This window comes from Microbacterium martis, assembly GCF_047246685.1.
GTDB lineage: Bacteria > Actinomycetota > Actinomycetes > Actinomycetales > Microbacteriaceae > Microbacterium.
On record NZ_JBFOKT010000001.1, the window covers coordinates 284277 to 306623 of the forward strand.

Below are 22347 nucleotides of genomic sequence, written 5' to 3' on the forward strand. Positions count from 1 at the left end.
CGCGGGTCTGGCGGCAGACCGACCCGGCGTCTAAGTTCGGACGCATGAAGGCATCGATCTCAGGAACGACCATGCCCGTGCTCGAGCTCACCCTCGAGGCGGGCGAGCGGATCGTCGCGGAGGGCGGAGACGTGGCATGGATGTCGCCCGGCTTCGCCCTCGACACCTCCACGGTGCACGGGACCGGAGGGCAGGGCGGCTTCATGAGCGGCCTCAAGCGCGTGCTGGGCGGCGCGCAGCTGTTCCTCACGGAGTACACCGCACCCGCCCAGGGCGGTCTCGTCGCGTTCGCCGCCCAGCTGCCGGGCACCATCCGACAGATCGACATCGACGCCGCCGACCGGTTCATGGTGCAGGCCGGCTCGTATACGGCGAGCACCGCCGACGTCGAGGTCTCGGTCGGGCTTCAGAAGAAGCTCGGCGCCGGCATCTTCGGTGGCGCGGGGGTGGTGTTCCAGAAGCTGACCGGATCGGGCACCGCGTGGGTGCAGCTCGCCGGCGAGATCACCGAGTACACGCTCGCCGCAGGCCAGTCGCTGCTGATCCATCCCGGCCATCTCGCGATGTTCGATGCGCGGATGGACCTGCAGTTCACGTCGATCAAGGGCATCAAGAACAAGTTCTTCGGGGATTCGCTCTTCCTCGCCGAGATCCACGGTCCCGGCCGCATCTGGCTGCAGTCGATGACCCCGGCCAAGCTCGCCGCCGCGATCGAACCGTACCTGCCCGACCGTTCGTCGGGGTCGAGCAACTCCTGATCGCCTTCCCGGCGGGGTTCCGGTCAGAGCGGCGAGCGTCAGCGCCGGTCGCGGCGGATGGTCGCGGGAGGCCGATGCGGGATCGGAATCGGACGCGTCGCCCGCTTCGCCCCCTGGAAGTGCGTCACCGACTCGAGCACCTCGTGCACAGAGGTGTACCGCGGTGCGAGCGGGACGTCGCGCATCCACAGCACCTCGACCTCGATCGGCGTGTGCTCGTAGATGCGGCAGACGAGTCGGCGGTGGTCGCCCTCCGGGTAGTGCATGTCGTGGATCGCCCACGCGTCCGGGCTGACCTGCGTCAGCACGAACCGCTGGGCTGCCTCGGGCTCCATCATTCTCCTGACTGTCCCCATCTGAAGGATGCCTCCGATGCGCCGGGGGCAGGACCCCCTTGACAGCGCTGCGCGCCCGGGGTCCCGACCGCCGGCTGCCTCAGTCCTTCGACGCGGGCGTCATGCCGGGATCGCCGACGGGTTCCGAATCGACGCGACCGGCCGAACGGCCCGCTGCGCGCAGCTCGGCCTCACGGCGCTCCGCCTCCTCGCCGCCGATCGCCTCGCCGCGCGCGACGAGCCCGGCCTGATCGGAGAGCGGGATCTGCTTGAGGAAGAGCGAGAGCACCAGGGCGAGCACGATGAACGGCACGAGGTACCAGAACACCGGTGCCAGGGCGTCGGCGTAAGCGGTGACGATCCCCTCGCGCACCTCGTCGGGAAGCGTGCTCAGGGTGGCCGGGTCGATCGTCGACGCGGCATCCGACGCGGCATCCGGAGAGGCGCCGGCGCCGGCGAAGACGCCGGTGAGGTTCTCGGTCAGGCGGGTCGTGAAGAGCGTGCCGAACACCGCGGTGCCGAGCGACGCCCCGACCTCGCGGAAGTAGTTGTTCGTGCTCGTCGCCGTGCCGATCTCTCCCGCGGGGACCGCATTCTGGACGACGAGGACGACGACCTGCATGATGAGGCCGAGCCCCGCGCCGAAGAAGAACAGGAAGACGCAGATGAGCCAGATGGGCGTCGAGGCCGCGAGCGTCGTCATGGCCACCATCGCGAGCCCGGTGATGATCGTTCCCAGCACCGGGTAGATCTTGTACCGCCCGGTCTTCGAGATGGCGATGCCCGAGAAGATCGAGGTTCCGATGAGGCCCACCATCATCGGGATCATCAGCAGACCGGATGCCGCGGCAGAGGTGCCGGACGACATCTGCAGGAACGTCGGCACGAAGCCGATCGCCGCGAACATGCCGATGCCGAGCACGAGGCCGATCGCCGTGGCGTTGACGAAGATCGGGTTGCGGAACAGGCTCAGCGGGATGATCGGGTCCTGAGCCCGCGATTCGGTGATGACGAAGGCGGTCGCGGCGACGATCAGTCCCGCACCCCAGGCCCAGGTGGCCAGGGAGTCCCAGCCGAACTCCGCGTCGCCCCCGAAGTCGGTGAAGAAGATGAGGCATGTCGTGGCGATGGAGAGGAAGATCACGCCGAAGACGTCGATCGGCTTCTCGGCCTTCTTGCTCGGCAGCTTCAGCGCGACGAGCGCGATGATGAAGGCTGCGATCCCGACCGGGATGTTGATGTAGAACGCCCACTGCCACGTCATGTGATCGACGAAGAAGCCGCCCAGCAGGGGGCCGGCGACGGCGGACAGGCCGAAGACGGCGCCGAGCGGGCCCATGTACTTGCCGCGCTCGTTGGCGGGCACGATGTCGGCGATGATCGCCTGCGAGAGGATCATCAGTCCCCCGCCGCCGAGCCCCTGCAGGGCGCGGAAGGTGACGAACATCCAGAAGTCCGTGGCGAACGCGCAGCCGACGGATGCGAGGGTGAAGAGGGCGATCGCGACGAGGAACAGGTTCCGCCGTCCGAGGACGTCGCCGAACTTGCCGTAGATCGGCATCACGATGGTGGTGGCCAGGAGGTAGGCGGTGGTGATCCACACCTGGTGGTCGACGCCGCCGAGCTGCCCGACGATGGTGGGCATCGCGGTGGAGACGATCGTCTGGTCGAGGCTCGACAGCAGCATGCCGGCGATGAGGGCGCTGAAGATGATCCAGATGCGGCGCTTCGTGAGCAGGAAGGGCGCATCCTTCGTGGTGGTGACGGACATCAGTCGGCTTTCTGTGACAGGGATCTCGGCGAGGGGGAGAAGACGGTGCGGGCGAGGTCGAGGCGACGCACGAGCAGGTCCTCGAAGCTCGCGGGGGAGTGGTGGTGCAGGAGCTGCTCCATCGCGAGGCGCACGAGGGCGCCGACCGCATGCACGGTGACCTCGGCGCGGAGCTCGGCGTCGGCGACGCCGGTCGTGCGGCGCACGATCAGATCGATGTCGCGGCGCTCGTTCTTCGCCAGCTGTTCGAAGGCCGCCTTCAGCAGTCGCGGCTCCTGCTCGACGAGGGCGAAGAGCTCGGCCGCGTCTTCGAGCGGATCGAACAGCCCGAACCGTTCGACGGTGAGTCGGATGAAGTCGTCGAGCACCTCGCCGTCGTCGGCGAGGAACGCCGCCTCGAGTTCTTCCTGCCGCGAATCGATCACGGCGAAGCCGAAGACCGCGTTCTCCTTGCTCTCGAAGTAGTTGAAGAAGGTGCGCCGGGAGAGGCCCACCTCGACGCACAGCTCTTCGACGGTGAAACCGGTGAAACCCCGTTCGGCGGTGAGACGGCGGGCGGCTCGTATGAGCGCGCGGGATGTCTCACGCTTGCGCTTCTCGCGGACGGAAAGTGCACCTTGCCCCATGAAGTGCAATGTTGCACTCTGAAGCTTGGAGTGCACTGTGAGTGCTCAGGTGCGCGGTCGCCCCAGATAGCGGCGCAGCGTCGCCGCCTCGCGGGCGAGCAGCGAAGGGTCATCGCCGGGCAGGAACTCGAGGAGCGCGTCCTCCGGCGGCCGTGCCGACGATGCGGCTTCCGCGAGCAGCGGCTGCCACAGGCCGCTCCTGGCGTCGAGCGCCAGCCGTTCCTGCGCGGGCCACCAGGAGAACACGTGCAGCGCACTGACGCGGCCTGCGAGTGCCCGGTACCCCTCGATCGCCCGTCGGCCCGACGCGCCGACGGGCGGCTGCCAGTAGCTCGAGAGCGCGGCGCGGTCGACGTGGCTCAGCAGCCGAAGAGTCGCCTCCGCGGTGTCGGAAAGAGTGTTCGCGTGAAACTCCAGGGCGAGTCGGATGCCGCGCTCGCCCGCTTCGTCGACCGCGTCGCGCAGTCGCGACACGACCGTCGTCCACTCGGGCCCCGTCGCCGCGGCCGAGCTCACCCACCCCGCCCAGACCCGCACGCGGTCGACCCCCAGGACGGACGCCGTGTCGAGGGCCGGCGTGAACGGCTCATCCCCTCCCGCCCGGAAGTAGGACCCGTAGGAGCACGAGCGCAGACCCGTCGCCGCTGTGAGCCGAGCCACCTTCGCCGCGCGCTCGAGATCGCCGGGCGGCACGTGCACGTCGCCGCCCCATTCGATGGTGTGGAGACCAGCGCGTGCCGCGAGCTCGGCGACATGCTCCGCGTCGAGCATGCGGAGCGACACCGAGCACAGACCAGCGCGGATCGTCGCGGTCATCGCGCGTCCTCCAGAGAGCTGCGCAGCTGCCGGATGACGTGGTCGAGGTCGCCGTCGTCGATCTGCTGCGGACTCACGGAGATCCGGCGATCTCCCTCGTCGAGGACGGCGATCCGGGGATCCTGCTCCCAGAGGGCGGCCACCGCGAGGTCACGCATCCGTCGCGATGACGTCGTCACGATGACGCGAGGCACCGGCTGTCCGCTGTGCGAGCGGTCGCTCTCGATCACGACGACGTCGGCGATTCCCCGGAGCCCCTCGGCGATCCGTCGTGCTCTCTCCTCCAGACGCTGCCGCTCGGCGTCTTCGTCGCGATCGGCCGCCAAAGCCACGGCCGCCAAGATGCCCAGCATCTCCTCCTTGCCCACCTTGCTGGTGCGCCCGATGCCGAACCGCGGGGGCGAGAGCCTGCGACACTCCGCGACGAGCGCGCTGTCGCCCAGCACGAGACCGGTGGACTGGGGACCGCGCAGCCCCTTCCCGCCGCTGAACACGACAGCCGTCGCGCCCAGCTCTCGCGTGTATCGCCAGGTCGACGCGAAGGGCGGTATCTGATCGGCGGCGTCGACCACGACCGGCACGCCGGCGTCCCGAGCTGCCCGGATCAGTCCGGGCAGCGACGGCGCGACCGACTCCCATGGCTCGCCGGCGAACAGCAGCAGGCAGGCCGTGCGGTCGCCGATCGTCGCACGCAGGTCGGTCTCGCTGCGCACACCGACGATCTGCGCTCCGGCGGCCTCGACGCCGAGGAGGTAGCCGTTGCGCTGATCGTCGATCACCACGACGTCGCGGGGCGCGGAGGTGCGGTCCCCGCGGCCGCCGGAGAGACAGGCGGCTGTTGCGATCATGACTCCGGCGGCTGCTCCGTTCACGACGCAGGCCGCCTCGTTGCGGGTCAGCGATGCGATGCTCTCGCCCACCCTGTCGTGCAATTCGTCAAGATCGATGAAGGATCGTGCGGCCTCGGTCATCGCGGCGAGGACGGGGGCCGGCATCAGCGAGCCGCCCAGGCTGGTCTGCATCGCGGACGCGTTGATGACTCGCCGGACTCCGAGAGCGGCGTAGTCGGGTGCGTCGGAGATCAAGACGTCGCTCCGGTTCCTCGTGCCCGGAGGAACACGACTCGTCGTGGTACAAAGGGCCGCGGACGTCTCAGAGGGAGGGGATCGGCATGGCGGCAGCGGACGAGCAGCTCTGCCTGGTGTACCGGCTGCGGCCCGGCGCCGGGGCGGAGTACGATCGGCGGCACCGCGACATCCTCCCAGGAATCGTCGAGATGATGAGCGACGCGGGCTTCTACGACTACTCGATCTTCCGGCGCGGCGAGCTCGTGATCACGACCTTCCGGACGCGCGCAGGCTTTCGTGAGGCGGAGGCGGCGTGCCAGCGGTCCCCTCTGCAGGCGATCTGGGGTGCGAGCCTCGCGCACCTCTTCGAAGAGGTCGCCGACGCGGCCGGCGAGCCGTTGTGGGCTCCCCGGGTCTTCCGCATCGGCGACGGCTGACTCGCGCCGGCGGTCGCTCATCGGCTGAACACTGCGCCGGTGAGAGCGCCGGCGTGGGGTGATAGCAGCAGGGCGATCGCCGCGCCGACGTCGGTCGGGTCGGTCGCCGAGAGGCGCATGCGCGCCGCGTCCTCAGCGGATCCGCCATTGCGGACGCCGGCGGCGAGAGACGCGGCCACGAGTGGCGTGTCGACGATGCCCGGGCAGAAATTGTGCACCCGGATGCCGCGGGGTCGCAGCTGCTCGGCCAAGGTGAGCGCGAGGCCCTGCACGCCTCCCTTGCTCGCACCGTAGGAGATGGATCCACTGGGGCCGGTGAATCCGCCCCCTGATCCGACGAGCACCAGGACGCCGCCCTCGCCCAGCGTGCGGGCGGCTTCGCGGCCGACGAGGAACGAGCCCGTGAGGTTGACCTTCAGCAGCGCCGACCACGACGCGAGGGGCAGCTCACGGATGTCGAGACGCTGATCGCGCATGATCCCCGCGGCATGTACGACACCGTCCACCGCGCCCCAGGTCTCAACGGCAGACGCGAACACCCGCGCGACCGAGCCCTCGTCGCCGATGTCGGCGCCGACGACCAGGGGCGCGGACGAGCTCTCGAACCCCGAAGCCACGCCCTGCAACCGTTCGGGATCGAGGTCGACGAGGGTGAGTCTTGCTCCCGCGGCGGCGAGGAATGCGGCGGTCGCCGCTCCGATACCGCTCGCCGCGCCGGTGACGACGATGCTGCGGCCGGTCAGGCCGAGCGTCGTGGGGGCTGGTGATGTCATCGTCGAACTCCTCCTGCACGTGGGACTTGACATGCATAGTACTACGTAGTTCCATTTACCTCGTTCGCGTTCCACCCTGGGGACGCACCGACCCGGAGGCCCCTTCGTGACGCAGACGATGATGCTCGGCCTGGCGAACGCCGGAATACCGAGAGACGACCGTGCGATCGACGAGGAACTCCTGCGGGAGTGGAGCGCACTCGGCATCCGCTGCATCGCCACCGGGTTCTTCGCCCCGCCGAACGAGGTCGCGCGGAGGGCGTCGTCGCTGCGCGGGCGCCTGGCGGATGCCGGGATCGCGATCGCGCAGTATGCGGGACTCAACGCGAACCTCGTGCATCCCGACGCGCGGCGTCGTGCCGTGACCCGGCATCAAGTCAGGGACGCGCTCGAGCTCGGACGCGAACTGGCGGTCGGGATGATCGCCTCCGGTTGCGGGACGACGGCCGAGGCTCCGGGTCGATCGTTCTATGCACCGGACCCGCGCAACCATCACCCCGAGACGGTGGACCGGCTGATCGACGAGCTGCGCCTCATCGCCCCGATGGCCGAGGACGCGGGCGTCATGTACTCCATCGAATGCCATCAACTCACCACGATGGGAGATCCCGTGACCATCCGGGCCGTGCTCGACGCTGTCGATTCGCCCGCGATCGTCGCCAACTTCGATCCCGTCAACCTGCTCGGCTCGGTGGGCGAGGTGTATGGCAACGCCCTCGCCATGGAGCGGATGCTGGACGTGGTCGGGCCGCGCTACGGGCCTTCCTGTCACGTCAAGGACGTCGTGGTCGCCGACGAACTCGTGTGCCGCATCGACGAGGCAGCGCCGGGGGAGGGACTGCTCGATTTCACCGCATTCTTCGCTCAGGCTGCACGCCTTCCGGGGCCGACCGCGCTGATCGTCGAGCACCTGCCGGCGGACCGCCGTGACGAGGCGATCGCGTTCGTCGTGGAGCAGGCGCACGCCACGGGGGCGGTGCTGACGTGAGCGCCGACGATGCATCGTTCCTGATCGGCATCAGGTCGCTGCGGCGAACGCTGCACCGCACGGCAGAACTGAGATTCGAGGAGTTCCGCACCGCCGATGCGCTCGCGGCCGTGCTGAGGGACGCGGGCCTCGAACCGATCACCGGCGTCGCGACCACCGGCATCCTGGCGACGGTCGAGGGCGAGCGGCCGGGGCCGCACGTGCTGCTGCGTGCCGATCTGGACGCATATCCGGTCGACGAGGCCGCCGAGCACGAGATCCGGTCGGCGACGCAGGGAGTCTCGCACGCCTGCGGTCACGACGTCCACATGGCAGCTGTCGCCGGAGCTCTCATCAGGTTCGCGCAGAACCCTCCCGAGCGGGGCACCGTCTCGGCGCTTTTCCAGCCCGCTGAAGAGGTCCCCTACGGCAAGCGGTCCGGCGCCGAGGCGGTGCTCGAAGCGGGTGTCCTCGCGCCGTCCTACGACGCTGTCGTCGGTCTGCACTGCTGGCCGTCGCTCGAGGCCGGAGTCATCGGGATCGACGATCGGATCGCGATGGCGGCCAAGGACGCGTTCCAGGTCGTGGTCAGAGGACGGTCGGCTCATGCGGCGAGTCCGGCCGAGGGGCGCGACGCGGTGGTCGCCATCGCTGCCATCGTCACCGGTGTGCACCTCGCGGTCGGCCGGCGACGCGACGCCGGCGATATCGTTGCGATCAACGTCGGGACCATCGTCGGCGGGTCGAGTCAGAGCGCGCTGGCCGCCTCCGCCTCGGCCACGGGAACGATCCGCACGACCGATGCCGCCGTGCGCCGCCGGATGCGCGAGGTCGTCGCCGACGTATGCGACGGCGTCGCGCGCCAGTTCGACATCGGTGTCGACGTGCACTGGGCCAACGCGATGCCGGCGGTCGAGAACGATCCGCGCATGGTCGCTCTCGGGCGACGAGTGCTGCCGAGTGTCGCGGAGGTTGTCCGGATGGAGGATGCGCCGATGACCACGGATGACTTCGCGCTGCTCACCGCCCTCGGCCCCTCGCTCTACTTCAAGCTCGGCGTGGCCACTCGCGGTGTTCCGGCCGCGCCGCTGCATGCCGCGGACTTCACCGTCGACGAAGAGTGCGTCGGGGTGGCCGTGGAGGCGCTGGCCGCACTCGCGACCTCGGTGCTCGCCGAGCGCACCGATCCGGAGACTCCGAAGGGAGATGGGAAATGACCACGTGGGACGAGATACGTCTGATGGTGTTCATCAGACGATTCGAGGAGGCGCTCGCTGCGCTCAAGACGGCGGGTGAGATCCCCGGATCGATACACCTGTGCAACGGCCAGGAGGCCATCCCGGTCGGAGTGGCCCGCGTGCTGCGCGCCGACGATCCGGTCGCGGCGACCTACCGCGGGCACGGCTGGGCGCTCGCGCGCGGAGTCGACCCTGCGCAGATCTTCGCCGAGCTCATGGGGCGAGGCTCGGCGCTGTCGGGCGGCAGAGCAGGTTCCCCGTACTTCAGCGACCGTTCGCGCGCCTTCCTCGGTGAGAACTCGATCGTCGGAGCGGGCGTCCCCATCGCGGCGGGCGCGGCGCTCTCGGCGGCACGGCTCGCGACCGGCGCCGTCGCGGTCGTATCGATCGGTGACGGCGCGACGAACCAGGGTGCGGTGCACGAAACGCTGAATCTCGCTGCGGTGCTCGACCTGCCGCTCGTCGTCGTGGTCGAGAACAACGTCTACTCGGAGATGACGCCGATCGACGACATGGTGCGTGTGTCCCGTCTCGCCGTGCGCGGCGACGGCTACGGGATCCCCGCCGTGACGATCGACGGCAATGATGCGGATGCGGTCGCCGACGCCGCGGGTGCGGCCGTCGAGCGCGCCCGGTCCGGTGCCGGCCCGACATTGATCGAAGCGCGCACGGTCCGGCTGCAAGGGCATTACTCGGGCGACGTGCAGCACTATCGCGACCGTGAGGAGCTGGCCCGTGCCCTCGTCGACGAGCCGCTGGCGAGAATCCGTCGCGAGCGGGATGCCGCGGGCGACGGAGACCGTCTCGATGCGCTCTATCGCGAGGTCGACGACGAGATCGCCGGCCACATCGCCCACGCACGCTCCATCGCCCTGCCCGACCCCGAGGAGGTCACCCGCCATGTCCACGCCTGACACGCGAGAGCTCAGCACCGTGCAAGCGGTCAATCATGCTCTGCGATGGGCGCTCGAGGAGCGCGACGACACCGTCATCTTCGGCGAGGACGTGGCGATCCCGGGGGGTCCGTTCGGCGCGACGAAGAAGCTGCACGCCGACTTCGGCTCGAACCGGATCTTCGACACGCCGATCTCGGAGACCGGCTTCCTCGGTATGGCCCTCGGCGCCGCCATGACCGGACTGCGACCGATCGTGGAGATCATGTATGCCGACTTCCTCTTCGTCGCGATGGATCAGCTGGTCAACCAGATCGCGAACACGCGCTACACCAGCGAAGGGCGTTGGACTGCTCCGCTCGTGATCCGGATGCAGCAGGGGTCGTCACCGGGGGCGTGTGCTCAGCACTCGCACTCCATCGAGGCGTATCTCGCCCATACCCCGGGGATCCGGATCGCCGTGCCGTCGACGGCCGACGACGCCTACGGCATGATCCGCTCGGCGGTCGTCGCCGACGATCCGGTCGTCGTCCTGGAGGCACGCATGCTCTACCCGATGAAAGGGGCGGTCCGCCTCGGAGCTCCGATCGAGGAGATGGGAAAGGCCCGGATCGTACGACCGGGTCGCGACGTCACGATCGTGTCGTGGTCGCGCATGGTGCACGAGGCGGTTGCGGCCGCCGAGCGCCTCGAAGACGAGGGGGTATCGGCGGAGGTGATCGACCTGCGATGGCTCTCGCCGCTGGACTTCGACACGGTCGCGCAGTCGGTGCGCCGCACCGGGCGCCTCCTGATCGCGCACGAGGCCAACGTCACCGGCGGCTTCGGCGGGGAGATCGCCGCGCGCGCCGCCGCGGAATGCTTCGACGCGCTGCACGCGCCCGTGGTTCGTCTCGGCACTCCGGATCTGCCGATGCCGGCCGCTCCATCGCTGCAGGACGCGGTGCTTCCCGACTCGGGTCGGATCGCGGATGCCGTGCGGCGCCTGACTTCCGTCCGCCCGTGAACGCCGCCGCTCCCGCGCGGGAATCGGAGACGATCGACGTCGTCGTCATCGGTCTCGGCCGGTTCGGGCGCCGGCACCTGGAGGTCGCACTCGCCCACCCCCTCCTCCGCGTGGTCGGCGTCGCGGACAGTCGTCGTGCTGTGGCGCGCGCTGTCGCCGCCGAGACCGGTGTGACGGCGTGGTCGGACGATGCGGCGGACATGGTGCGTCGGCTCCGACCCGAAGCCGTGTGCATCGCATCCTCCAGTCCGTCGCACGTCGTCCTGGCCGAGGCGGCGGCCGAAATGGGTGCGGCGGTGCTCGTGGAGAAGCCGGTGGCAGACGACGCAGCAGGGCTGGAACGTCTTCGTGCGCTCTCGGCATCCGCCGTCGTGATGCCCGCGCACGTGCTGCGCTTCTCGGCCCCGTACGTCGCGCTCGCGCGCCGTCTCGCCGCGGGTGAGCTCGGCGATCTCGTCAGCATCTCGGCCGAACGGCACCGTGGAAGGGACCACCGTCGTTCCTATCCCTCGGCGGACCCTGTCTCGATGACCATGGTGCACGACCTCGACCTCGTGCTGTGGCTCGGCGGTGAGGACATCGTGGAGGTCACGGCCTCCGGTACGCGGAACGATTCCGCCGATCCGACCGTCGTCGCACAGCTGCGCAGCGACTCGGGGCGGCTGCACCACGTTCGTGCCAGCTGGGCGCTGGAGCCGGGGGCGGGGGAGGACCGCCTCACGGCCTACGGCGATCGAGCCATCGACCGCGTGGAGGTGCGCGACGGGTCGGGGCTGCGTTCCGCGCTCGAGGCCGAATGGGAGGAATTCGTCCGCTGCGCTCTGGCGCGAGCGGCCTCTTCGGTGATCAGCGTCGCGGACGCCGTTCACGGGCTGGAGATCGCCGCGGCGATCCGTCGCTCTCTGACGGAAGGAGGTCGACCGGTGCGTCTCGTCGAGAGCCGACCATTGCACCCGATTCTCTGACCTGCTATCTTTTACTACGTAGTACCAACTCTGACATCCTTCCCTTCACCAGCCGATCCGGCCCCGCCGCGTCACGACGCCACCCGGCGGACGAGCGGCCGCCGGTCGGCACACCGCATCAGCAAAGGAGCTTTCGTGGTCAAGCAATCCCGAATGAGGCGAATCCTCGCCGCGAGTCTGGGGGCCGCGGTCGTCGTCTCCGTGATGACCGGCTGCTTCGCCGGTCAGCCGGATGACGACGCACCCGCCCGCAAGACGAGCATCACCATCGAGTGGAGCAACTTCCCGAACCTCGATCCCCAGATCGTGACCCAGGGCATGTGGTTCGACGCAGCCGGCATCTTCGAGGGCCTCGTGGTCCAGAACGACGCGGGTGACGACGTGCAGCCGGCCGTCGCCGAGTCGTGGGACGTCAACGAGGACGGCACCGTGTACACCTTCCACCTGCGGGACACCGCGAAGTGGTCGGACGGCACTCCCGTCACCGCGCAGGACTTCGCCTGGACGTACGAGCGTCTGCTCTCGCCGGCGACGGCGGACACCGGCGTCACGACCGGTGCCAACTCCTACCAGCCGTCGCAGAACATCGTCAACGCGCAGGAGTTCCTCGCCGGAACGATCACCGATTGGTCGGAGGTCGGCATCAAGGTCGAGGACGAGCACACGATCGAGTTCACCCTCAACTCCCCGACGCCCGGCTTCCTGTTCGGCCTCACGCACCCCTCGATGCTCCCCCTGCAGCAGGCATCGCTGGAGGAGCATCCGGAGGATTGGCAGGACCCGGAGAACTTCGTCTCCAACGGACCCTTCACGATCACCGCCTGGCAGGTCAACGCGAGCATGAAGCTCGTCAAGAACGCCGAGTACTGGGATGCCGGCAACGTGGCGCTCGACGAGATCAACGTCAAGCTCGTGCAGGGCTTCGCCGCCGGTACCGCCGCCTTCGAGAACGGCGAGGTGGACATCACGGCCGTCTCGCAGGCCGGCGACATCCGGCGCTTCGAGCAGGACCCGGAACTGTCGAAGCGGCTGCTCGCGGTCGAGTCGAACTACTACCAGTACCTGGGCATCCTGCGCAGCCAGAACCCCCTCATGGAAGACGTGCGCATCCGTGAGGCCCTCTCGCTCGCGCTGGACCGCAAGAACCTCGCCACCATCCAGCCGGGAACCACGCCGGCCGACTCGCTGGTGTTCGACACCGTGCCTGGCCGTTCCGAGGACCTCGGCATCGTGGAGGACGTCAAGCGGGCCAAGAAGCTCCTCGCGGATGCCGGCTATCCGGACGGGCAGGGCTTCCCCGAGCTGAAGATCCTCGCGAACGGCGCCGATCCCGCGCTGCCGATGCTCGACGGTGTCGTGGATGCCTGGAAGAAGAACCTGGGCATCACGGTCGTCGTCGACCCGCAGGAGGCGGGCGTCATGGCCACCAAGCGCTTCGAGGTGCAGCCCGCCGACTACGTCGGCTTCTACGCCGGGGCCTTCGGCGGTCAGCCCACCTGGTCGCAGACCGTTCTCACGCTGTGGAACCCCACGGTGATCCAGACGTTCAGCATGCCCGCCGGCGCATACCAGGAGTACCTGGACGTGCAGGCCGATACGGCGCTGGCCGCGGGAGACAAGAGCGCCAAGCTCGCCGCGATCCTCAAGGAGAACGCGTCGGACGAGGCGAAGGAGTTCGCCGAGCTGGCCGACGAAGCGCGGATGGCGACGAACGAGGACGAGCAGGTGTCGCTCTTCAACGAGGCCGCCGAGGTGCGCGACAAGACCTTCCTCGCCTACTCGCTCGTCTACATCAACGGGTACTACGCTGCGAACGCCGACCTCACGGGCGTCCACCCGCGTGCGTCGCAGTGGTACTACTTCAAGACGATCGCCTACAAGTAATCCACGGAAGCGAAGAAGACCATGCGTGTTGCTCAGTTCGTCGGCAGCCGGCTCCTCCGACTCGTCCTCGTCCTGCTCGCGGTGTCGTTGATCACGTTCACCCTGCTGCAGCTCGCGCCTGGGAACTTCGCCGACATCCAGCGCCTGACCAGCGGTGCCACCGGCATCGGCACCGCTGGTCAGGATGCCGTCGCCGTCGAGCTCGACGCGCGATACGGGGAGGGGACTCCGGTATGGATGCAGTACCTCCTCTTCATGAAGGGCGTTCTGACCTGGGACATGGGGCCGTCGTATCAATACCCCAGCCTCACCGTGCAGGAGATCATCGCCAAGGCGTTCCCGATCTCGTTCGCCCTCGCGGTGCTCGCGGTCGCGATCGCCCTCCTCATCGCGATCCCCGTCGGCACCCTCGCGGCCCTCCGGCGGAACTCGGTGTGGGACCACACGGTGATGTTCATCGTCACGCTCGGTTTCAGCGTTCCGAACTACCTCGTCGCCGTCTTCCTCGTGCTCGTGTTCTCGGTGTTCTTCAAGATCCTGCCCTCCGGCGGATGGACGGGGCCGGAGAACGCCGTCCTGCCGGTCATCGCCCTGGCGATCGGCCCGGCGGCCGTCCTCGCGCGCTACGTGCGATCGAGCGTGGTCGAGACGCTCGGCGAGGAGTACGTGCTCACCGCTCGCGCCAAGGGCGGTCCCGAGCGGATCGTCATCCTCCGGCACGTGCTGCGGAACTCCCTGATCCCTCTGGTCACCGTCGTCGGTCCGCTCCTGGCAGCGCTCATGACCGGCACGGTGTTCGTCGAGCAGATCTTCGGCATCCCCGGTCTCGGGCAGTACTTCGCCGGAGCAGCGGCGAACCGGGACATGCCGCTGCTCATGGCGAGTGCGCTGTTCTTCGCGCTGATCCTCGTGCTCGCCAACATCGCGGTCGATCTCGCCTACGGCGTGCTCGACCCCCGGTCCAAACTGGCCGTCGAGGCGAGGAGAGCACGATGAGCATCACCGAACTTCGCGTCCCCGGGTCGACGGTCCCCGTCAAGGCGACCAGCCAGTGGACCTACGCGCTGCAGCGCTTCCGACGTCATCGTCTCGCCGTCGGCAGCCTCGTCTTCTGCGTGGCGCTCATCGTCGTCGCGATCGCCGCGCCGGTCATCGCTCCGTATGGGTACGACGAGATCGACTACACCACGCAACTCGCTCCGTCGTTCACCCCCGGACACCTCCTGGGCACCGACGAACTCGGACGCGACGTCCTCTCCCGCATGATCTTCAGCCTCCGTACGGCGTTCCTCGTCGCCTTCGGCGCCGAGCTCACGGCTCTCGTCCTCGCCATCCTCATCGGTCTCGCGGCCGGCTACATCGGCGGTCGCGCCGAACAGGCCCTCATGGGCTTCACCGACGTCATGTACGCGTTCCCCGCCTACCTGTTCTCCGTGATCATGGTGACGGTGCTCGGCCGGAGCGTCATCGCCGTGATCATCGCCATCGGGATCGCGTCGTGGGTGACGCAGGCGCGACTGGTGCGTGCCCAGGTGCTGTCGTTGAAGGCGCGGGAGTACGTCGAGGGCGCGCGGGCCATGGGCGCGAGCGGCCTGACGATCGCCGTCAAGTACATCCTTCCCAATGCGCTCGGGCCCCTTCTGGTGACCCTGAGCTTCGGCATCCCCGCAGCGATCATCGCCGAGGCCGGACTGGCCCTGATCGGGTTGGGCGTGCAGCCCCCGACTCCCTCGTGGGGGAACATGATCACCTCCGGGCTGCACTACATGGGCGCGGCTCCGCACCTGCTCCTCTGGCCCGCGACGCTGTTCGCCCTCACGCTGTTCGCGTTCACGTGGCTCGGCGACGGCATCCGCGACGCGTTCGACACGAAGGACTTCGCATGAACGAACCTCTGCTCGCCGTGAAGGATCTGTCCGTCACCTTCCCGGGGTCGCCGGAGCCGCTGCACGCCGTGCGCGGCCTCTCGTACGAGCTGCACGAGGGACAGGCGCTCGCGATCGTCGGGGAGAGCGGGAGCGGCAAGAGCATCTCCACCCGTGCGCTCCTGGGGCTTCTGCCCTCGACCGCCCGGGTGACGTCGGGTTCGGCCCTGTATCGGGGCAACGATCTGCTGAAGCTCCCGGCGGCGCGCCTGAGGCGCATCCGCGGGGCGGAGATCGCGATGGTGTTCCAGAACTCCTCCGAAGCCCTCAACCCCACGCTGACGCTCGAGACGCAGCTCACCGAGCACCTGGTGTGGCACGGCATCTGCAAGCGCGGCGAAGCACAGAAGCGTGCCGTTAGAGCGCTCGGCGACGTCGGGATCTCCGAGCCGGAGAAGCGCATCCGCCTCTTCCCGTTCCAGCTGTCGGGAGGAATGAGGCAGAGGGCGATGATCGCCATGGCCACGGTCACCCGGCCCCGCCTGCTGATCGCCGACGAGCCGACGACAGCGCTCGACGTCACCGTGCAGCGTCAGGTGCTCGAACTGTTCAGCGAGCTCAAGAACGCCGGCACGACGACCATCATGATCACCCACGACATGGGTGTCGCCCGCTTCTTCTGCGACGACGTCGTCGTCATGCTCAACGGAGAGGCCGTCGAGCGCGGCGACATGGAGACGTTCATCGCCGGTCCGCAGCATCCGTACTCCCGGCGTCTGCTCGACGCGAACATCGAACTGGGAGAAGGACGCCGGCGCCGGGCGACGAAGACGACGCCGGTCGACGACGGTCCTCCCGTCGAAGACGCTTCACGGCCCGTGATCGCGCCCGACCAGATCGACCGACTCGCTCAGGAGGTGGGCACGCATGGCTGAGCCGCTCATCGAGGCCGTAGACCTCGTCAAGGACTTCCGAGGCCGCGCCGGTGTCGTCCGGGCGGTCGACGGGGTCTCGTTCACGATCGAACGGGGGAGCACGCTGGGATTGGTCGGCGAGAGCGGCAGCGGGAAGTCGTCGATCGCGCGCCTCGTCATGGGTCTGCAGGAGCCGACGGAGGGGCTGGTCCGATTCGCGGGGGAGGACATCGCCCATCTTCGCGGGGCGCACCGCACCGCTGTGCGCCGGAACATGCAGATGGTGTTCCAGAACCCATATGGATCGCTCCTGCCGCACTACTCCGTCGTCGGTAACGTCACCGAACCCCTGCGGATCGCTCGTTCCGGCACGAAGTCGAGTCGACGCGCCGAAGGCATCCGCCTTCTCGAACGCGTCGGGTTGACCTCGGCCCACGCGGACCTGTATCCGCGCCAGCTCTCCGGCGGACAGCAGCAGCGCGTCGCGATCGCGAGGGCACTGGCGCTGTCACCCGAGTTCCTCGTGTGCGACGAGCCGACCTCGTCGCTCGACGTGTCGATCCAGGCGCAGATCCTCGAGCTGTTCCAGGAGCTCCAGGACGATCTTGGGCTGACGTGTCTCTTCATCTCTCACAATCTCGCGGTGGTCGAGCGGGTCGCCGACGATGTCGCCGTGATCCACAACGGTCGCATCGTCGAGATCGGGCCCGCGGAAGAGCTGTTCGCCCGGCCTCGCCACCCGTACACCCGCGAACTGCTGGCGGCCGTGCTGCCCGTTCGGAAGGAGTCCGCGCGTGCCTCTGCCTGATGCCGCTCTCAGCAGGTTGGCGATCGACGGCGGACGGCCGGTCCGGTCGGCACCGATGCCCGACTGGACCGCGGCCACGGGGCGCCGGTTCGGCGCCGAGGAGAAGCGAGCGCTCGCCCGCGTGATCGACTCGGGTCGGCTGTGGCGCGTCGGCGGCACCGAGGTGTCGGCGCTCGAGGAGGAGTTCGCGCACCTGATCGGCTCACGGTTCGCCGTCGCCAGCACCTCGGGCACCTCGGCGCTCCATCTCGCGACGGCGGCCGTCGACCCGGATCCGGGCGATGAGATGGTCCTCCCGGCGATCACCGACTGGGGCACGGCTGCCGCTATCGTCGCGACGAACGCGGTGCCGGTCTTCGCCGACGTCGATCCGCTCACGGCGTGCATGACCCTCGAATCGGTGGTGCGCGTGATCACTCCGCGCACTCGGGCGGTCATCGTCGTGCACATGTTCGGAGGCGCGGCCGACGTCGACGCGATCGTCGCCTACTGCCGTCCGCGCGGGATCACCGTGATCGAGGACTGCGCACAGGCGTACCTGACCGTGCCTCCCGGCGGCGAGGGTCTCGCGGGCACCCGCGGCGACATCGGGTGCTTCAGCCTTCAGCAGGCGAAGCACATCTCGGCGGGAGACGGTGGACTCACGGTGACCGACGACCCGGCCATCGCCGAGCGGATGCGCCTGTTCGCCGACAAAGGGTGGCCGCGCGAGACCGGTGTGCGCTCGAGCGCGCTCTTCGGCATGAACTATCGGATGAACGAGCTGACCGGCGCCGTCGCCCGGTGTCAGCTGCAGAAGCTGCCGCAGGTGATCGAGGACCGGCGCTCCATCGGTCGCCGGCTCCTGGCGGGTCTGGACGACCTGGAGGGGCTACGCCTCGCCTCGAACGCCACCCCGGGCAGCCACACGTTCTGGTTCTTCCCGCTGTTCCTCGACACCCAGCGCCTTGGCATCGACTACCGCACCTTCACCGATGCGATGACGGCCGAAGGTGTTCCGGCAGGGGGGTATCTCGGCGTGCCCCTGTACGCGATGCCGCCGCTCATGGAGGAGCGCGTCTACGGCAGCACGGGGTTCCCCCTGCGACGGCCCGATGGGTCCGCCCGCTACCACTGGGGCGACTGCCCCGTGGCGGAACGACTGGTCGGCAGCGACCTGGTGGTGGTTCCCGCGAACGAGAACCTCACCGAGCAGGATGTCGATGACACGATCGCCGCCGTCCGCAAGGTCCACGACGCATACGCCTGACCTGCGCGCCCCCGCTCGCACAGCACGATGGCCGCCTCTCGGAAGAGGCGGCCATCGTGCTGTCGTGCGGACTCAGCCGATCGTGAAGGAATGCTCGCCCGCAGGGATGCTGAACTGCACGAGCTTGGTCGTCGCGTTCCACGTCGCGCTCACCGTGGCGCCGTCGACCTTGACGGGCGTACCGACGCGGCTGTGGACGGAGACCGTTCGCGCCGCTGTCGACGCGAACCCGCCGTCGACGCCCGCCGTGCTGCCCGTGCCCAGCTGCGCCGAGATCGTGCACGCCCCGCTGGCGGACACGAGCGTCTGCGACCCGAAGGCGAGCGCCGTGCCGTTGATGAGCGCGTACCGCTCGACGAGCGAGGCCGCCGTGGTGCTCACCACGGCGGAGTCGCTGGTGAAGGTGACGCCCGATCCCGATACGGAGCCCGTCGTCGTACGCCACAGCAGTCGGTCGGTGATCGCGGAGGGGACATCGCGGGCGACCTCGATGCCCGTCGCACCGGTTCCCGTGATCTGCGTCACAGGCCACACCGGGTTGAACGGGCTCACCGCCGGTGCCGATGCGTTGAGCGCCTGAACCGCCTCGACGCCGATCTGCCATCCGCCCGACGAGGCGTTCTTGCCGCTGACGGTGATCTTCAGGTCGTGCGTGCCCGCCGAGAGGCTCACCGTTCCGATCGGGGCCTTCTTCAGCAGCAGGCGGGATGCGAACGCGTCGAAGGTCGATCCGACGTTCACGCCGTCGACCGCGAACTGCACCTGTCCGGCCCCCGGCTGGCAGAGCATGTGCGCCGCGAGGACGTAGCTCCCCGCGGTCGGCACGGAGAACCGGAGCGTGATGTAGTCGCCGACGGTGGTGCTCGCGTACTCGACCGCCGGTACGCCGGTGATGTAGCGCACTCCCACTCTCTTGCCGGACGACGCCTGCGCCGGCAGCAGCGATTCGGCGTCGAACGTTCCGGGGCGGTCGAAGGGCGTGGCGCGCACGACGGCGACCGACTGGATGCTGGTCGCCGTGCCCACCGCCACCTCGGCCACCTCGGGGAATTCCTCGGCCCCGGGGTAGTTCGCGATCTGGATGCTGCGGTTGCCCGCGAAAGTGGCGTTCAGGGTGGCTCGGCCCCGCTGCACGTTGAATGTCTTTCCCGTGTACGTGCCGGGGGAGACGATGGTGCCGTCGACGCCGTACGTCGACCCGGGGCCCGGGAAGAGGCTCCACTCGAACGTGCGACTCGTCGACGAGGCCGCCACATCGCGCATCACCCAGTAGTGGGGGCGGATGTAGAAGACCTCGCGCGTGGCGACCGAGAGCGACAGGTCGTACGCCTTCGTCGCATCGCCGATGACGACGTCGACAGCGGGCGACAGCAGCTTCTTCGTGAGCTTCCCCCCGCCCTTCTGGCGTTGCGGACCTCCGTCGACGTGCAGGGTGTTGTGCACGAAACCGCTCGAGAAGGAGTTGAGCGGGCCGGAGGACAGGACCTGGTAGCCGGGATCGAAGACGATCCAGGTCTTGTTCGTCGCGATGACGAAGTGGTTGGCGTCGAAATGGGTGTGCTCGAGGTTGGACGGGCTGCTGATGAAGGCGAGCAGAGCGTCCTCCTCGTCCCATCCCGACCGAAGCGCTGCCCAGCCCCAGTCCTCGCTCACCCACGACGGTGGGAGGTCGTCGGGGGATGCGACCGCTCCGCCCGGCTTGCTGGTCAGGAACCGATCGAGGGTCGTCGCATCCGGCTGAGATTCGCCGAGGTACCAGCCGGCGTACCCGTGGTACGCGTTTGAGGTGTCGGCGTTCAGCATCCCCATCGTGATCTGGTACATCGTGTACGGCATCGTGTCGCCCACAGGTGCCATGCCGGCACCGCCGGGAGCGAGGAAGTACATGGCGTAGGGGATGATGACGTCGGTGGTGAACTCGTGATCGAAGGCGTACGTCTCGCCGGTCGTCCGCCGGACCTGGTCGGCTGCCCGGTACATGACCTCGGTCACGTAGCCCAGGTACAGGTGGCCCTCCATCTGACCCGAGGTCATCCGCAAATCGAGCCAGGTCTCCATGAGGTCGGTCGCGCGCGTCAGGTACGCGTTCGCCCGGGTCGACTGCCCCAGCAGGATGCAGCCACTGGTCGCGAGTCCTGCCGCGCGCAGCCCCATGCCGTTGCCGTCGTCGTTGTTGATCGCATCCTTGAAGATGGGCTCGGCACCGAGGTCCTCGATCGCCGTGAGCACCTGGGCGCGCTGCGTGCTCGTGAGCGTCCCCTGGATCGTGTCGAACGCGAGGCACATGCCGAACGTGAGGTGACAGGTCGACAGCGTCGAATAGCCACCCGGGTAGAGCACGTCCTGGAACGACGAGAAGCCGCAGAGCGGTTCGACGAACGCCGTCCACAGCCGGTCGCGGTATGCGGTGTCGCCGGTCACCGCGTAGGCGACCGCGAGCGTCTCCATGCGCTCCTGCACCAGCCGCGAGATCGCGGTCCAGTACGGGCTGGCGCTGCCGGTCGGCCAGTCGGACTGATCGAGCGGGATCGCGAGTCCTGTGTGGAACGTGGTCTCGGTGAGGAACGCGTCGGCGGCGGTGATCACGTTGCCCCAGAGCTGCGCGCCCGTCGGTCCGAGCGGGGTCGCTGCGGTGCTCGCCGCCCTCGCCTGCAACGCGGGGATCTCGGCGGCGGTGAAATTGAGACGAGGATAGCCCGGCGTCACGAGCGAGAACGTGCGCGGTGTCTCGTCACTGATCTCGGTGAGCGCCGCGTCGTCGAAGTAGACGGTGCCGGGGCTCGGGTATCCCACGTAAGGGCTGATCGTGGCGAAGGCCGCGTTCGCGGGCGACTTGCCGCGGACCACCACCTGCTGCCACTCCCGGACCTCGTACGCCGCAGCGCGCAGCGCGAGGATGCGCGACTTCGTCGCGGTGTAGAACTCGAGGTAGACCATTCCGGTGCCCGGCGCGTTGTACACCCACATCGAGGCCTCGTAGTTGGTGTCGGGCTCGATGGGGATATAGGCGCTGCGCAGCATGGTGTTGGCCGTGACGGCGGCGTTGTTGCTGGTGAGCCGGCCGCTTCGGGTGCCGCCGTGCGCGACGGCGGTGCTGGTGGCGATCTCTCCGCCGGAGACCACGTTCCAATTGCCGATGGCGGTGCCGTAGGCGACCTCGAAGCCGGCGTTGGGGATCGGCATGAGCCCCGAGAGCTGGGTCAGGACCACGTCGTCGAAGTAGCTCAGGCCGGGTGCGGTGCGGTCGTGGTCGAGCAGGATCGTGATGAAGGCGGTGCCCGCGGGAGACTTCATCGCGGTGATGATCTCCTCCCACGTTCCGATGGCGGCGCTGAGGCCTTGGGTGATGCCGAGACGCGTCGCCTTGGTCGAGTTCCAGAACTCGATGTACAGCCGAGACGTCCCGGCGACGCTCCACGCCTGCACCGCCGCGCGATACACCGTGTCGGGCGAAGCGGCCACGTACGCGCTTCGGATGCTTCCGGTGGTCGTGGCGTTCGGACTGTCCACCGACACCGACCAGGATCCACCGTGGACCGGCGTCGAGACCGAGGCGATGGCGCCGTTGCCGGTGGAGGTCCACTGGGCGGGCTTGCCGGCCGTGACGGTCTCGAAGCCCGCGTTGGGGATAGCGATCGGCGTGTCGGCCCTGGCCGAGGGCGCCGGGCCCGTCAGGCTCAGCAGGGTCGCTGCGCCGGCGGTCATCGCGCTGAGCTGGAGGAACCGACGCCGGTCGAGTTCGACGCCGCCGAGCGTCTGAAGAGCACCGGCGCCATCGCCGAATGCAGAGGGGGAGTGGGTCGTAGGGGTCAAGAGTCGTTCGCCTTCCGTGTTTCCGCCGTGGGGAACCGGACATCGCACATCACCGGTGATACGGCGCGCCTAAGCAAAACTACGTAGTACTGACTACGTAGTACTGCACTGTAGGATTAGTGGTGCCGGAGCGCAAGAGGCAGATCGACCCTCAACGTCCCG

General features: G+C 68.6%; 20 protein-coding genes. 13 read left to right on the forward strand and 7 right to left on the reverse strand.

The features are described from left to right. Nucleotides 1–44: 44 nt before the first annotated feature. Nucleotides 45–758 (forward strand): TIGR00266 family protein, encoded by a 714-nt coding sequence (locus AB3M90_RS01395; RefSeq protein WP_412949496.1) that lies wholly within the window; start codon nt 45–47, stop codon nt 756–758. A gap of 38 nt (nt 759–796) precedes the next feature. On the opposite strand, the gene AB3M90_RS01400 is transcribed toward AB3M90_RS01395, so the two are convergent. From AB3M90_RS01400 to AB3M90_RS01420, 5 genes are all read right to left on the reverse strand, one after another. Continuing rightward, nucleotides 797–1096 (reverse strand): hypothetical protein, encoded by a 300-nt coding sequence (locus tag AB3M90_RS01400; RefSeq protein ID WP_412949497.1) that lies wholly within the window; start codon nt 1094–1096, stop codon nt 797–799. A 97-nt stretch (nt 1097–1193) separates the two neighbouring features. After that, nucleotides 1194–2864 carry an MDR family MFS transporter gene (locus AB3M90_RS01405; RefSeq protein ID WP_412949498.1) on the reverse strand — a complete coding sequence of 557 codons (1671 nt, stop codon included), beginning with the start codon at nt 2862–2864 and terminating at the stop codon, nt 1194–1196. After that, nucleotides 2864–3490 carry a TetR family transcriptional regulator gene (locus AB3M90_RS01410; RefSeq protein ID WP_412949499.1) on the reverse strand — a complete coding sequence of 209 codons (627 nt, stop codon included), beginning with the start codon at nt 3488–3490 and terminating at the stop codon, nt 2864–2866. The genes AB3M90_RS01405 and AB3M90_RS01410 overlap by 1 nt, the downstream gene beginning before the upstream one ends. A gap of 45 nt (nt 3491–3535) precedes the next feature. Continuing rightward, on the reverse strand, nt 3536–4306 hold the full coding sequence (locus tag AB3M90_RS01415) for a sugar phosphate isomerase/epimerase family protein (RefSeq protein WP_412949500.1): 771 nt from the start codon (nt 4304–4306) through the stop codon (nt 3536–3538). Further along, nucleotides 4303–5391, reverse strand: coding sequence for a hypothetical protein (locus AB3M90_RS01420; RefSeq protein ID WP_412949501.1), 1089 nt, complete (start codon nt 5389–5391; stop codon nt 4303–4305). The genes AB3M90_RS01415 and AB3M90_RS01420 overlap by 4 nt, the downstream gene beginning before the upstream one ends. 86 nt (nt 5392–5477) lie before the next feature. Here AB3M90_RS01420 and AB3M90_RS01425 point away from each other — a divergent pair, with 86 nt between their 5' ends. After that, nucleotides 5478–5810 carry an L-rhamnose mutarotase gene (locus AB3M90_RS01425; RefSeq protein WP_412949502.1) on the forward strand — a complete coding sequence of 111 codons (333 nt, stop codon included), beginning with the start codon at nt 5478–5480 and terminating at the stop codon, nt 5808–5810. A 17-nt stretch (nt 5811–5827) separates the two neighbouring features. Here the strand turns inward: AB3M90_RS01425 and AB3M90_RS01430 are convergent, their stop codons facing one another. Next, a complete protein-coding gene (locus AB3M90_RS01430; protein ID WP_412949503.1) occupies nt 5828–6583 on the reverse strand; it encodes an SDR family NAD(P)-dependent oxidoreductase in 756 nt (251 codons plus the stop codon). Nucleotides 6584–6689: 106 nt separating this feature from the next. On the opposite strand from AB3M90_RS01430, the gene AB3M90_RS01435 reads away from it, so the two are divergent. The 11 genes from AB3M90_RS01435 to AB3M90_RS01485 all read left to right on the forward strand — a co-directional run bounded on the left by AB3M90_RS01435 (nt 6690) and on the right by AB3M90_RS01485 (nt 18372). Further along, the gene (locus AB3M90_RS01435) at nt 6690–7571 is read left to right on the forward strand and encodes a sugar phosphate isomerase/epimerase family protein (RefSeq protein ID WP_412949504.1); all 882 of its coding nucleotides are present in this window, start codon (nt 6690–6692) and stop codon (nt 7569–7571) included. Next, nucleotides 7568–8767: a M20 metallopeptidase family protein gene (locus AB3M90_RS01440; protein WP_412949505.1), complete on the forward strand. Its 1200-nt coding sequence runs from the start codon at nt 7568–7570 to the stop codon at nt 8765–8767. The genes AB3M90_RS01435 and AB3M90_RS01440 overlap by 4 nt, the downstream gene beginning before the upstream one ends. Next, nucleotides 8764–9702 (forward strand): thiamine pyrophosphate-dependent dehydrogenase E1 component subunit alpha, encoded by a 939-nt coding sequence (locus tag AB3M90_RS01445; protein WP_412949506.1) that lies wholly within the window; start codon nt 8764–8766, stop codon nt 9700–9702. Before AB3M90_RS01440 ends, AB3M90_RS01445 begins: the two co-directional genes overlap by 4 nt. Then, on the forward strand, nt 9689–10687 hold the full coding sequence (locus tag AB3M90_RS01450) for an alpha-ketoacid dehydrogenase subunit beta (protein ID WP_412949507.1): 999 nt from the start codon (nt 9689–9691) through the stop codon (nt 10685–10687). Before AB3M90_RS01445 ends, AB3M90_RS01450 begins: the two co-directional genes overlap by 14 nt. Further along, nucleotides 10684–11652, forward strand: coding sequence for a Gfo/Idh/MocA family protein (locus AB3M90_RS01455; protein WP_412949508.1), 969 nt, complete (start codon nt 10684–10686; stop codon nt 11650–11652). The genes AB3M90_RS01450 and AB3M90_RS01455 overlap by 4 nt, the downstream gene beginning before the upstream one ends. Nucleotides 11653–11805: 153 nt before the next feature. Next, nucleotides 11806–13536, forward strand: a complete 1731-nt coding sequence (locus AB3M90_RS01460) for a peptide ABC transporter substrate-binding protein (protein ID WP_412949509.1) — start codon at nt 11806–11808, stop codon at nt 13534–13536. 21 nt (nt 13537–13557) lie between these two features. Further along, nucleotides 13558–14532 (forward strand): ABC transporter permease, encoded by a 975-nt coding sequence (locus tag AB3M90_RS01465; protein WP_412949510.1) that lies wholly within the window; start codon nt 13558–13560, stop codon nt 14530–14532. Beyond that, complete coding sequence (locus AB3M90_RS01470) at nt 14529–15422, forward strand: ABC transporter permease (RefSeq protein ID WP_412949511.1); 894 nt, start codon at nt 14529–14531, stop codon at nt 15420–15422. The genes AB3M90_RS01465 and AB3M90_RS01470 overlap by 4 nt, the downstream gene beginning before the upstream one ends. Further along, entirely contained in the window at nt 15419–16336 is a 918-nt protein-coding gene (locus AB3M90_RS01475; protein WP_412949512.1) for an ABC transporter ATP-binding protein, read from the forward strand. Before AB3M90_RS01470 ends, AB3M90_RS01475 begins: the two co-directional genes overlap by 4 nt. After that, nucleotides 16329–17123, forward strand: a complete 795-nt coding sequence (locus tag AB3M90_RS01480; RefSeq protein ID WP_412949513.1) for an ATP-binding cassette domain-containing protein — start codon at nt 16329–16331, stop codon at nt 17121–17123. Before AB3M90_RS01475 ends, AB3M90_RS01480 begins: the two co-directional genes overlap by 8 nt. Next, nucleotides 17110–18372 (forward strand): DegT/DnrJ/EryC1/StrS family aminotransferase, encoded by a 1263-nt coding sequence (locus AB3M90_RS01485; protein WP_412949514.1) that lies wholly within the window; start codon nt 17110–17112, stop codon nt 18370–18372. The genes AB3M90_RS01480 and AB3M90_RS01485 overlap by 14 nt, the downstream gene beginning before the upstream one ends. Nucleotides 18373–18444: 72 nt before the next feature. On the opposite strand, the gene AB3M90_RS01490 is transcribed toward AB3M90_RS01485, so the two are convergent. Then, on the reverse strand, nt 18445–22185 hold the full coding sequence (locus AB3M90_RS01490) for a heparinase II/III domain-containing protein (protein ID WP_412949515.1): 3741 nt from the start codon (nt 22183–22185) through the stop codon (nt 18445–18447). Nucleotides 22186–22347: the final 162 nt, after the last annotated feature.

What these genes read in the sequence shown, in the direction of transcription:
- AB3M90_RS01395 (WP_412949496.1), top strand. Translation starts at nt 45, where the DNA reads ATGAAGGCATCGATCTCAGGAACGACCATGCCCGTGCTCGAGCTCACC.
- AB3M90_RS01400 (WP_412949497.1), bottom strand. Translation starts at nt 1,096, where the DNA reads ATGATGGAGCCCGAGGCAGCCCAGCGGTTCGTGCTGACGCAGGTCAGC.
- AB3M90_RS01460 (WP_412949509.1), top strand. Translation starts at nt 11,806, where the DNA reads ATGAGGCGAATCCTCGCCGCGAGTCTGGGGGCCGCGGTCGTCGTCTCC.
- AB3M90_RS01465 (WP_412949510.1), top strand. Translation starts at nt 13,558, where the DNA reads ATGCGTGTTGCTCAGTTCGTCGGCAGCCGGCTCCTCCGACTCGTCCTC.
- AB3M90_RS01445 (WP_412949506.1), top strand. Translation starts at nt 8,764, where the DNA reads ATGACCACGTGGGACGAGATACGTCTGATGGTGTTCATCAGACGATTC.
- AB3M90_RS01425 (WP_412949502.1), top strand. Translation starts at nt 5,478, where the DNA reads ATGGCGGCAGCGGACGAGCAGCTCTGCCTGGTGTACCGGCTGCGGCCC.
- AB3M90_RS01470 (WP_412949511.1), top strand. Translation starts at nt 14,529, where the DNA reads ATGAGCATCACCGAACTTCGCGTCCCCGGGTCGACGGTCCCCGTCAAG.
- AB3M90_RS01410 (WP_412949499.1), bottom strand. Translation starts at nt 3,490, where the DNA reads ATGGGGCAAGGTGCACTTTCCGTCCGCGAGAAGCGCAAGCGTGAGACA.
- AB3M90_RS01475 (WP_412949512.1), top strand. Translation starts at nt 15,419, where the DNA reads ATGAACGAACCTCTGCTCGCCGTGAAGGATCTGTCCGTCACCTTCCCG.
- AB3M90_RS01405 (WP_412949498.1), bottom strand. Translation starts at nt 2,864, where the DNA reads ATGTCCGTCACCACCACGAAGGATGCGCCCTTCCTGCTCACGAAGCGC.
- AB3M90_RS01480 (WP_412949513.1), top strand. Translation starts at nt 16,329, where the DNA reads ATGGCTGAGCCGCTCATCGAGGCCGTAGACCTCGTCAAGGACTTCCGA.
- AB3M90_RS01450 (WP_412949507.1), top strand. Translation starts at nt 9,689, where the DNA reads ATGTCCACGCCTGACACGCGAGAGCTCAGCACCGTGCAAGCGGTCAAT.
- AB3M90_RS01430 (WP_412949503.1), bottom strand. Translation starts at nt 6,583, where the DNA reads ATGACATCACCAGCCCCCACGACGCTCGGCCTGACCGGCCGCAGCATC.
- AB3M90_RS01415 (WP_412949500.1), bottom strand. Translation starts at nt 4,306, where the DNA reads ATGACCGCGACGATCCGCGCTGGTCTGTGCTCGGTGTCGCTCCGCATG.